The following is a 9,863-nucleotide window of genomic DNA, read 5'->3' as shown; positions in this document are numbered from 1 at the left end:
CGCGGGCACGCCCGCGACCAGGGAGCCGGGCGGGACCACCATGCCCTGCGGGACGAGGGCCTGCGCGGCCACCAGCGAACCGGCGCCGATCACGGCGCCGTTCAGCACGGTCGCACCCATGCCGATGAGGCAGTCGTCCTCCACGGTGCAGCCGTGGACGACGGCGTTGTGGCCGATGGAGACGCGCTCGCCGATGGACACCGGGAAGCCGGGGTCGACGTGCACGGTGCAGTTGTCCTGCACGTTGCTGTCCGCTCCGAGCGTGATCGGGCCGCAGTCGGCGCGCAGCACCGCCGAGTACCAGACGCTCGCGCCGGCGCCGAGGGTGACGTCACCGACGACCACCGAGGTCGGCGCGGTGAAGGCCGTCGGGTCGACGGTCGGCTGCTTCCCGCCGACGCCCGCGATGAGTGCCTGGCCCGCCTGATACGTCATGAACTCTTCCTCTGCTTCCGGATGCCGCGCTACCGGCACCGTAGGGCACGCACCCGGCCGCTCCGGTGATGGGGTGAAGATCACAGCTCCGGCGTCCCGACGCCCGGCGCGCGGACCACTACCGTGGCCGGGTGCCGAAGAACCAGAACACGTTCTCATCCCTGACGGCCCTGCGCCGCCGCGTCGCGGGCCGGGTGGCGCACGCGGGATGGCGCTGGATGCAGCAGGCGGGCGCCATCACCGCGCAGACCCCGGGACGACTGCGCTTCGACGCCATCGGCGACGGCACGCGGCTCGCGTTCCCGCAGGGCACCGTCTTCGGCGAGCGGTGGATCCGGCTCGGAGCGCACTGCATCATCGCCGAGCAGGTCACCCTGACCGCCGGGATGATGCCCGACCTCGACCTCGGCGCCGAGCCGGTCCTGGTCCTCGGCAACGGGGTCGTCCTGGGCCGGGGCAGCCACGTCATCGCCGACACCCGGATCACCATCGGCGACGACACCTTCTGCGGCCCGGGCGTCTACATCACCTCCACCAACCACAGCTACGACGACCCGAACGAGCCCGTCGGCCGGCAGTGGCCGCGCAACGCGCCGGTGGAGATCGGCCCCGGCTGCTGGCTCGGCACCGGCGCGGTGATCCTCCCCGGGGCCCGGCTGGGCCGCAACGTGGTGGTGGCCGCCGGATCCGTGGTCCGGGGCGAGGTGCCCGACCACGCGGTCGTGGCGGGCGCGCCGGCACGGATCGTACGCCGCTGGGAACCCGCGACGGGCTGGCAGCCGCCGCTGCGGACGCCGGCCCCGGTGCCGATCCCCGACGGGATGACACCGGAGCAGCTGCGCGGGCTGGCACAGCTGGCGGAGGCCGAGGCGGGCGGAGCCTGAGGCTCCCGGTCCGCCGCGGCGATACCCGCCTACAGGGCGGGGATCTCGATCGCGGGGCAGCGGTCCATGACCATCTCCAGGCCGGCCTCGCGGGTCCGGCTGAAGGCGGCCTCGTCGACCACGTCCAGTTGGAACCAGACCGCGTCCGCGCCGGCCGCCACCGCCTCGTCGGCCACCGCGCCCGCCAGGGCGCTGTTCACGAAGACGTCCACCACGTCCACCTCGAACGGGATCGCGTCCAGCGAGGCGTACCCCTGCTCGCCGTGCACCGTCTCCGCCTTCGGGTGCACGGGAACCACGCGCTTGCCGTACCGCTGGAGCACGCGGGCCACCCCGTAGGCGGCCCGGTCCGCGTTGTTGGACAGCCCCACCACCGCCCAGGTGTCGCCGAGTTCGGTGAGGATCTTGCGGATGGTCGCCGGGTCGCCGTACACGCGTACCGCCTCCTGCTGTTCTGGTCTGCCGCTGAGCCGGATCGCTCTGCCGGATCAACGAAAAGGACACCTGTCCGATTCCCCGTAGGGTGGAGCGGTGAAGGCAGACCAGTACGTGACGGTGGCCCGCGAGGGTGTGCACGAGTCGGAGATCAACCGCTCGCGGTTCCTGTGCTCGCTCGCGCCCGCGGCGACGGAGCGGGAGGCGCAGGAGTTCGTCGCGCGGATCCGCAAGGAGCACCCCACCGCCTCGCACAACTGCTTCGCCTACGTGATCGGCGCGGACGCCTCGGTGCAGAAGGCGAGCGACGACGGTGAGCCCGGCGGCACCGCCGGGGTGCCCATGCTGCAGATGCTGACCCGGCGCGACATCCGCTACGCCGTCGCCGTCGTCACCCGCTACTACGGCGGCGTGAAGCTCGGCGCCGGCGGACTCATCCGGGCCTACGGGGGAGTCGTCGGCGAGGCCCTCGACGTGCTCGGCACCGTCACCCGCCACCGCTACCGGCTCGCCACCGTCACCGTCGACCACCAGCGCGCCGGCCGGACCCAGAACGACCTGCGCTCCACCGGCCGGGCCGTCCTGGACGTCCGCTACGGCGAGGCCGTCGCCATCGACATCGGGATCCCCGAGGCGGACGTCGACGCCTTCCGCGCCTGGCTCGCCGACGTCACCGCCGGGACCGCCGGCTTCGAGCTCGGCGGCGAGGCGTACGGCGAGGGCTGAGCCCGCCGCCGCCCTCGGCGGGGCCGGGCGGCCGGCCCGTCACCCTTGAGGTCCGAGGAGCGGAAGGGCGCGGTGGGGCGACCGGGGAACGGGTTAGCCTGGAGGGTCGGAGCAGGGCCACGAAGGAGATCAAGCGTGCGGGTCGGAGCGAGCGAGTGAAGTTCCTGCACACCTCGGACTGGCACCTCGGCAGGTCCTTCCACCGGGTGAACATGCTCGGGGCCCAGGCCGCCTTCGTCGACCACCTCGTCGCGGCCGTCCGCGCGCACGAGGTCGACGCCGTCCTCGTCGCCGGCGACGTCTACGACCGGGCCGTGCCCCCGCTGCCCGCCGTCGAGCTGTTCGACCGGGCCCTGCACCGGCTCGCCGACCTCGGCGTGCCGACCGTGATGATCTCCGGCAACCACGACTCCGCCCGCCGCCTCGGCGTCGGCGCCGGGTTGATCGGCCGGGCCGGGATCCACCTGCGGACCGACCCGGCGGGCTGCGCCGACCCCGTGGTGCTGGCCGACGTACACGGCGAGGTGGCCCTGTACGGGCTGCCGTACCTGGAACCGGCCCTCGTCAAGGAGGAGTTCGGTGCGGAGAAGGTCGGCCACGAAGCCGTACTGGGCGCGGCCATGGACCGGATCCGGGCCGACCTGGCCGGCCGGGGGCCCGGGACCCGCTCCATCGTCCTCGCCCACGCCTTCGTCACCGGCGGGCAGGCCAGCGACAGCGAACGCGACATCACCGTCGGCGGGGTCGAGGCCGTGCCCGCCTCCGTCTTCGACGGGGTCGACTACGCCGCCCTCGGCCACCTCCACGGCTGCCAGACGATCAACGAACGGGTCCGCTACTCCGGTTCCCCGCTCGCGTACTCCTTCTCCGAAGCGGACCACCGCAAGACGATGTGGCTGATCGACCTCGACGCCGACGGCGCGATCGGCACCGCCGAACGGATCGACACGCCCGTCCCGAGGGAACTGTCACGGCTGCGCGGGCCCCTGGAGGAGATCCTCGACGACCCCTCCCTCACCCCCCGCGAGGACCACTGGATCGAGGTCACCCTCACCGACCCGGTCCGGCCCGCCGACCCCATGGCCCGCCTCACCGCCCGCTTCCCGCACACCCTCAGCCTCGCCTTCGAACCCGAGGGCCGCGAGGAGGACGGAACGGCCTCCTACGCCCAGCGGCTCAAGGGGCGCAGCGACCAGGAGATCGCCGAGGACTTCGTCGCGCACGTACGCGGCGGCGGCACCCCCGACGACGCCGAACGGGACGTGCTCCGGGGCGCCTTCGACGACGTACGCGCCCAGGACAGCCGTCAGGAGACCGCCCGATGAGGCTGCACCGGCTCCGGATCACCGCCTTCGGGCCCTTCGCCGAACCCCAGGAGATCGACTTCGACGCCCTGTCCGGCGCCGGGATCTTCCTGCTCCACGGCCCCACCGGCGCCGGCAAGACCTCCGTCCTGGACGCCGTCTGCTACGCCCTCTACGGCTCGGTGCCCGGCTCCCGGCAGGCACCCGGCACCAGCCTGCGCAGCGACCACGCCGCCCCCGACGTACCGACCGAGATCACCCTCGAACTCACGGCGGGCGACCGCCGGTTGGAGATCACCCGGCGCCCCGAACAGGACCGCCCCAAGAAGCGCGGCGCCGGCACCACCAAGGACAAGCCGCAGAGTTGGCTGCGCGAGCACACCGGCGGCACGTGGACGGCCCTCAGCCGCTCCCACCAGGAGATCGGCGAGGAGGTCGAACAGCTCCTCGGCATGAGCCGCGAGCAGTTCTGCCAGGTCGTCCTCCTCCCGCAGGGCGAGTTCGCCCAGTTCCTGCGCGCCGGCGCCGAGGCCCGCGGCCGGCTCCTCGGCCGGCTCTTCGACACCCGCCGCTTCGCCGCCGTCGAAGCGCTGCTCGCCGAACGCCGCCGGGCCGCCGAGGCCAAGGTGCGCGCCGGAGACGAGAAGGTCCTCGCCGCCGCCCAGCGGCTCGCCCAGGCGGCCGGTGACTGCGCCGACCTGCGTGCCTGGCCGCTGCCCCGGCACCAGCCCGGCGACCCGGGCCTCGCCGAGGCCGTCCGCGCGTGGGCGGCCGTCGCCCGCTGCTCGGCCCGGGAACGCCTCACCGTCGCCAAGTACGCGCTGGCCGCCGTCGAGAGCCGGCACGCCGCCGCCCGACGGGCCGCCGAGGACGCCCGCGAACTCGACCGGCTCCAGCACCGGCACGCCGAGACCACCCGGCGCGCGGAGCGGCTCGCGCAGGACGCGCCGGAACGCGAACGCGTACGGAGCCTCCTGGACCGGGCCCGCCGCGGCGCCCTCGTCGCCCCCGCCCTGGAACTGCGCGGGGCCGCGGCCGCCGCCCACCTCACCGCCGCGCACGCCGAGACCGTGGCCCGCTCCGTCCTCCCGCCGACCCTCGCCGAAGCGGGCGTCGAACAGCTCGCCTCCGTCGAGCAGGGGCTGCGCGAGGAACTCGGCGCGGTCGGCGCCGCCCGCCGCGCGGAACAGCGCAGCGCCGAGATCGGCCGCGAGCGCGCCACCCTGGAGCGCGAGTCCCGGGACGCCGACGAGCAGCACCAGGAGTCCCTCGACTGGCTCGGCCGCTGGGACGACACCCGGGCCGCGCTGCAGGACCGGGTGGACGCCGCCCAGCAGGCGGCAACCCTCGCCGAACAGCTCGCCGGTCGGCTGGAGCCCGTCCGCATGCAGCTCACCGCCGCCGGCCGGCGGGACGCCCTGGCCGCCGACGCCGAGACCGCCGCGGCCGAACTGCTGCTGGCCCGCGAGGCGTCGGCCGCCGCCCGGGAACGCTGGCTGGAACTCAAGGAGGCCCGGTTGCGCGGCATCGCCGCCGAACTCGCCGAAGCCCTCACCGCCGGGGAACCCTGCACGGTCTGCGGATCGGAGCAGCACCCCGACCCGGCCCGACCCGCCCCCGGGCACGTGGACCGGGACGCCGAGGACTCCGCGCACGCCCGCTTCGAACACGCCGAGGAGCGCCGGGCCGGCGTCGAACGCAGGCTCGCGGCCGTCCGCGAGGCCGAGTCCGAGGCCGCGTCCGCCGCCGGGGAATCCACCACGGCCGAATTGCGCGCCCTCACCGCGGACCTGAGCTCCCGGCACGCCGCCGCTCACGCCGACGCGGCCGCCCTGCACACCGCCCGCGAACGGCTGGGCCGCGCGGAGCGCGAGCACGCCGCCCGCAGCGCCGACCGGCTCGACGCCGAACGCCGGGCCGCCGCCCGCGCCGAGCGGCGCGAGGCCCTCGACCGGGAACAGGCCTCCCTGGAGGCGGAGCTGGTCCTCGTACGGGGCGACGCCCCCAGCGTCGCCGCCCGCGCCCGTGTCCTGGAGGACCGGATCCGGATGGTCACCACCGCCGCCGGCGCGCTGCGCCGGGCCGAGGTCACCGCCGCCCGGCTGAAGGAGGCCGACGGGCAGCTCGCCGATGCCGCCTTCAAGGCCGGCTTCGACACCATCGAGGCCGCCGCCGACGCGGTGCTCCCCGAGTACGAGCGCACCGCCCTCCAGCACCGCACCGACGCCTGGCAGGCGGAGGAGGCCATGCTGGCCGAGCGGCACGCCGAGCAGGACACCGCCCGCGCGGCGGCCCGGCCCGCGGCCGACCCCTACGCCGCCGAGGCCCGCGCGGAACGCGCCGCCGCCCGGCTGCGCGCCGCCGGCTCGGCCGTCGACGCGGCCCGGGTCCGCTGCGGCGAACTCGACCGGCTCTCCCGGCAGGCGGAGCACGAGCTGCGCGCGCTGGGCCCGCTGCGCGCCGCGTACGAGCGGGTGGCCCGGCTGGCCGGGCTCACCGCGGGCACCTCCGCCGACAACGAACGCAAGATGCGGCTGGAGGCGTACGTGCTGGCCGCGCGGCTGGAGCAGGTCGCCGCCGCCGCGACCGTACGGCTGTTGCGGATGTCCGGCGGCCGCTACACCCTGGTCCACTCCGACGCCAGGACGGGCGGTCGCGGCCGCTCGGGGCTCGGCCTGCACGTCCTCGACGCCTGGACCGGCAGCGAGCGGGACACGGCCACGCTGTCCGGCGGCGAGACCTTCTTCGCCTCCCTCGCCCTGGCCCTGGGCCTGGCGGACGTGGTCACCGACGAGGCCGGCGGGATGCGGCTGGACACCCTGTTCATCGACGAGGGCTTCGGCAGCCTCGACGACCAAGCCCTGGACGAGGTCCTCGACGTCCTGGACTCCTTGCGCGAGCGGGACCGCAGCGTCGGCATCGTGAGCCACGTCGGCGACCTGCGCACCCGGGTCCAGGCCCAGTTGGAGATCGTCAAACAGCGCGGCGGTTCGGTGGTCCGCCACCGCACGGCGGCGGCCGGCAGGGCCTGATCGGTCGTCCCGGGCCGCGGCGGTCGCCCGGCGGCGGCCGTCACACGGCGCGGCGGGCCGTGGCGGCCGTCACGGGCTGATCGGCCGCCGGGACAGCGGGGACGAGTACACGACGCTGGTGGTCACCGGGCCCAGGCCCGAGATCCGGCCCGTGACCTCCTCCAGGTGCCCCATCGAACGGGCGGTGACCTTGAGGACGAAGCAGTCGTCCCCCGTGACGTGATGGGCCTCCAGGATCTCCGGGGTGGCTTCGAGGAAGTCGTGGAAGGGCTTGTAGTTGCCGTGCGGGTAGCGCAACCGCACCAGCGCCAGGATGGCCTTGCCCAGCTTCTCGTGGTCGACCACGGCCGTGTAGCCGGTGATGATCCCCGTCTCCTCCAGCCGGCGGACCCGTTCCGTGACGGCGCTCGCGGACATGGACACGGCGCGGGCGAGGTCGGTGAAACTGGCGCGGCCGTCCTCCTGGAGGACGCTCAGGATGCGCCAGTCCGTGGCGTCGGGGGAATAGTCGGTCATCCGTCAGGTGTAGCAGGGGAATCCCCGGACGAACAAGCCGAAGGCCGGGGAAAGTGCCTTCCCTAAGCAGCCTGCGGTTCGTAGATTCGTGTCCATGACGACGACCTCGAACACCCCGGTACCCGCCACCACCGGCGCGAACCCCGTCCTGCGGGTCCCGCCGGCCACCCCGGCCGCCGCCGCCGCGTACTTCGCCGCGAGCCTGGCCTTCCACGCGGACGTGTCGGACGTCGCCGCCGCCTTCGAGGCCCATCGGGAACGGGGCGCCGAGCTCGGCTTCCAACTCGTCGACTCCCGCTCCACCCCGTCCTGGGACCAGGCCCACGTCCCCGGCGCCGTCCACCTCCCCACGGCCCTCGTCCCGGAACAGGCGGACCTGCTCCTCGACCGGAACCTGCCCGTCGTCACCTACTGCTGGGGACCCGGCTGCAACGGCGGCGCCCGCTCCGCCCTCGCCCTGGCCGAACTCGGCTTCCAGGTCAAGGAGATGCTCGGCGGCATCGAGTACTGGATCCGCGAGGGATTCGAGGTCGAGACCTGGCAGGGCTCCGAACGGCGCGCCGGGGCCGACCCGCTGACCGCACCCACCGACTCCGACGACTGCGGCTGCTGAACCGCCGCCGCCACTGCGACGGGCCGCACACCCCCTTGCGGGGAACGTGCGGCCCGTCGGGGGCGACGCCCGCGCGGGCGGAGCGGCTCAGAGCTTGGAGAGCTCGTCCACCAGGTCGTCCAGGCCCAGCGAGCCCTGGGACAGCGCCGCCATGTGCCAGGCCTTCAGGTCGAAGGACTCGCCGTGCGCGGCACGGGCGTTGTCCCGGCCCAGCAGCCAGGCGCGCTCGCCCAGCTTGTAGCCGATCGCCTGACCCGGCATCGACAGGTAGCGGGTGAGCTCGCTCGCGATGAAGTCCGCCGGCCGCCCGCTGTGCAGTCCGAAGAACTCCTGCGCCAGGTCGACGGTCCAGTGCTCGCCCGGGTGGAACGGCGAGTCCGCCGGGATTTCCAGGCCCAGGTGCATGCCGATGTCCACGATCACCCGGGCGGCCCGCATCATCTGGCAGTCCAGGTAACCCAGCCGCTGCTCGGCGTCCTTGAGGTAGCCCAGCTCGTCCATCAGGCGTTCCGCGTACAGCGCCCAGCCCTCGACGTTCGCGCTGACCATGCCCACGGTCGCCTGGTAGCGGGAGAGCCGGTCCGCCACGTGCTGCCACTGCGCGAGCTGGAGGTGGTGACCGGGAACGCCCTCGTGGTACCAGGTGGACACCAGGTCGTACACCGGGAACCGGGTCTGTCCCATGGTCGGCAGCCAGGTGCGCCCGGGACGGGAGAAGTCCTCGGAGGGGTTCGTGTAGTACGGCGCCGCCGCACCGCCCGACGGGGCGATCATGGACTCCACCCGCTTGACCCGCTCGGCGAGCTCGAAGTGGGTGCCGTCCAGGTTCTCGATGGCTTCGTCCATCAGGCCTTGGAGCCAGGCCCGGACCTCGTCGACGCCCTCGATGTGGGTGCCGTGCTCCTCCAGGTGCCGCAGCACGTCCCAGGGGCCGGCGCCCGGCAGGATCTTCGCCGCCTCGGTCTTCATCTCGGCGAGCAGCCGGTGGTACTCGGCCCAGCCGTAGGCGTACGCCTCGTCCAGGTCCAGATCGGTGCCGTTGAAGTAGCGTGCCCAGCGGGCGTAGCGCTCGCGGCCCACCGGATCCGGAGCGTCGGCGACGGCCGGGGCGTACACGTCCCGCATCCAGTCCCGCAGTTCGGCCACCGCCGCCGTCGCACCGGCGGCCGCCGCGTCCAGCTCCGCGCGCAGGGCCTCGGGGCCGGCGGAGGCGAAGGCGCCGAAGAAGTCCCGGGCGCCGTCCTCGCCCTCGCCGGCCCAGATGCCGAGCTGCTCGACGAAGGTGGCGGCGGGGCGCGGGCTGCCGTACAGCCCGCGTTCCAGACCGAGCGCGAGGCTCTCGCGGTACCCGGCGAGGGCGGCCGGTACGGCGCGCAGCCGCTCGGCGATCGCGGCCCACTCCTCCTCGGTGTCGGCCGGGGTCAGGGTGAAGACCTCGCGGACCGAGTGGGCGGGGGAGTGGATGTTGCTGACGACGCGCAGGTCCTCGTCGGCCTCGTGGACGGCGAGTTCGGCGTTGAGCCGCTCGCGCAGCAGCCGGGCGCAGCGCCGTTCGGCCTCGGTGTCGGCGCCGGGCGACCGCTCGGCGGCGTCGAGCGCGGCCAGGGTGGCGCGCGACAGCTCGGCGGCGGCGGCGCGGCCCGCCGGGGAGAAGTCCGGCAGCTTGCCGGAGCTGGCCGCGACGCCGAGGTAGGTGCCCGTGATCGGGTCGATGGCGATGAGGTCGTCGACGTACGCGTCGGCGACCTGACGGGGCAGACGTGCTGCGCTGTCACTGTGGAGGGTCTCTGACATGCTGCCATCTTCGTACGCGGAACCGCCCCGCGTCATCACCGTGACGGCCCCGGGGACCTGACGCGGGCACCACCTGAGGACCGGCCCCCGGCTCCCCGTGAGCCGACGGGCGCCGCCCGTACGG

The 9,863-nt window shown here is 74.5% G+C and carries 9 protein-coding genes; 5 read left to right on the top strand and 4 right to left on the bottom strand.

Going from position 1 to position 9,863, the window contains the following annotated elements; genetic code table 11:
* Nucleotides 1-435 (bottom strand): gamma carbonic anhydrase family protein (locus tag AB0D46_RS34525; protein WP_362883466.1); only part of this gene is annotated, 435 nt, incomplete at its 3' end.
* 131 nt (nucleotides 436-566) lie between these two features.
* On the opposite strand from AB0D46_RS34525, the gene AB0D46_RS34520 reads away from it, so the two are divergent.
* Nucleotides 567-1,319 (top strand): acyltransferase, encoded by a 753-nt coding sequence (locus AB0D46_RS34520; protein WP_362883464.1) that lies wholly within the window; start codon nucleotides 567-569, stop codon nucleotides 1,317-1,319.
* A gap of 29 nt (nucleotides 1,320-1,348) precedes the next feature.
* Here AB0D46_RS34520 and AB0D46_RS34515 read toward each other — a convergent pair whose 3' ends face one another.
* A complete protein-coding gene (locus tag AB0D46_RS34515; RefSeq protein WP_362883462.1) occupies nucleotides 1,349-1,753 on the bottom strand; it encodes a CoA-binding protein in 405 nt (134 codons plus the stop codon).
* Nucleotides 1,754-1,850: 97 nt separating this feature from the next.
* Between AB0D46_RS34515 and AB0D46_RS34510 the strand changes: the two genes are divergently transcribed.
* The 3 genes from AB0D46_RS34510 to AB0D46_RS34500 all read left to right on the top strand — a co-directional run bounded on the left by AB0D46_RS34510 (nucleotide 1,851) and on the right by AB0D46_RS34500 (nucleotide 6,816).
* The gene (locus AB0D46_RS34510) at nucleotides 1,851-2,480 is read left to right on the top strand and encodes a YigZ family protein (protein WP_362883460.1); all 630 of its coding nucleotides are present in this window, start codon (nucleotides 1,851-1,853) and stop codon (nucleotides 2,478-2,480) included.
* 155 nt (nucleotides 2,481-2,635) lie between these two features.
* Nucleotides 2,636-3,805, top strand: coding sequence for an exonuclease SbcCD subunit D (locus tag AB0D46_RS34505; RefSeq protein WP_362883459.1), 1,170 nt, complete (start codon nucleotides 2,636-2,638; stop codon nucleotides 3,803-3,805).
* Nucleotides 3,802-6,816, top strand: coding sequence for an SMC family ATPase (locus AB0D46_RS34500; RefSeq protein ID WP_362883458.1), 3,015 nt, complete (start codon nucleotides 3,802-3,804; stop codon nucleotides 6,814-6,816). Before AB0D46_RS34505 ends, AB0D46_RS34500 begins: the two co-directional genes overlap by 4 nt.
* A gap of 69 nt (nucleotides 6,817-6,885) precedes the next feature.
* Here the strand turns inward: AB0D46_RS34500 and AB0D46_RS34495 are convergent, their stop codons facing one another.
* The gene (locus tag AB0D46_RS34495) at nucleotides 6,886-7,332 is read right to left on the bottom strand and encodes an Lrp/AsnC family transcriptional regulator (RefSeq protein ID WP_362883457.1); all 447 of its coding nucleotides are present in this window, start codon (nucleotides 7,330-7,332) and stop codon (nucleotides 6,886-6,888) included.
* 94 nt (nucleotides 7,333-7,426) lie between these two features.
* Here AB0D46_RS34495 and AB0D46_RS34490 point away from each other — a divergent pair, with 94 nt between their 5' ends.
* Nucleotides 7,427-7,945 carry a rhodanese-like domain-containing protein gene (locus tag AB0D46_RS34490; RefSeq protein ID WP_362883456.1) on the top strand — a complete coding sequence of 173 codons (519 nt, stop codon included), beginning with the start codon at nucleotides 7,427-7,429 and terminating at the stop codon, nucleotides 7,943-7,945.
* Between the two features lie 87 nt (nucleotides 7,946-8,032).
* Here AB0D46_RS34490 and AB0D46_RS34485 read toward each other — a convergent pair whose 3' ends face one another.
* The gene (locus AB0D46_RS34485) at nucleotides 8,033-9,739 is read right to left on the bottom strand and encodes a DUF885 domain-containing protein (protein WP_362883455.1); all 1,707 of its coding nucleotides are present in this window, start codon (nucleotides 9,737-9,739) and stop codon (nucleotides 8,033-8,035) included.
* Nucleotides 9,740-9,863 lie beyond the last annotated feature (124 nt).

It is taken from the genome of Streptomyces sp. NPDC048383 (assembly GCF_040651775.1).
In the GTDB taxonomy this organism is placed as follows: Bacteria; Actinomycetota; Actinomycetes; order Streptomycetales; family Streptomycetaceae; genus Streptomyces.
This window is presented reverse-complemented; position numbering and strand designations above follow the sequence as displayed.

What these genes read in the sequence shown, in the direction of transcription:
- AB0D46_RS34495 (WP_362883457.1), bottom strand. Translation starts at nt 7,332, where the DNA reads ATGACCGACTATTCCCCCGACGCCACGGACTGGCGCATCCTGAGCGTC.
- AB0D46_RS34490 (WP_362883456.1), top strand. Translation starts at nt 7,427, where the DNA reads ATGACGACGACCTCGAACACCCCGGTACCCGCCACCACCGGCGCGAAC.
- AB0D46_RS34485 (WP_362883455.1), bottom strand. Translation starts at nt 9,739, where the DNA reads ATGTCAGAGACCCTCCACAGTGACAGCGCAGCACGTCTGCCCCGTCAG.
- AB0D46_RS34500 (WP_362883458.1), top strand. Translation starts at nt 3,802, where the DNA reads ATGAGGCTGCACCGGCTCCGGATCACCGCCTTCGGGCCCTTCGCCGAA.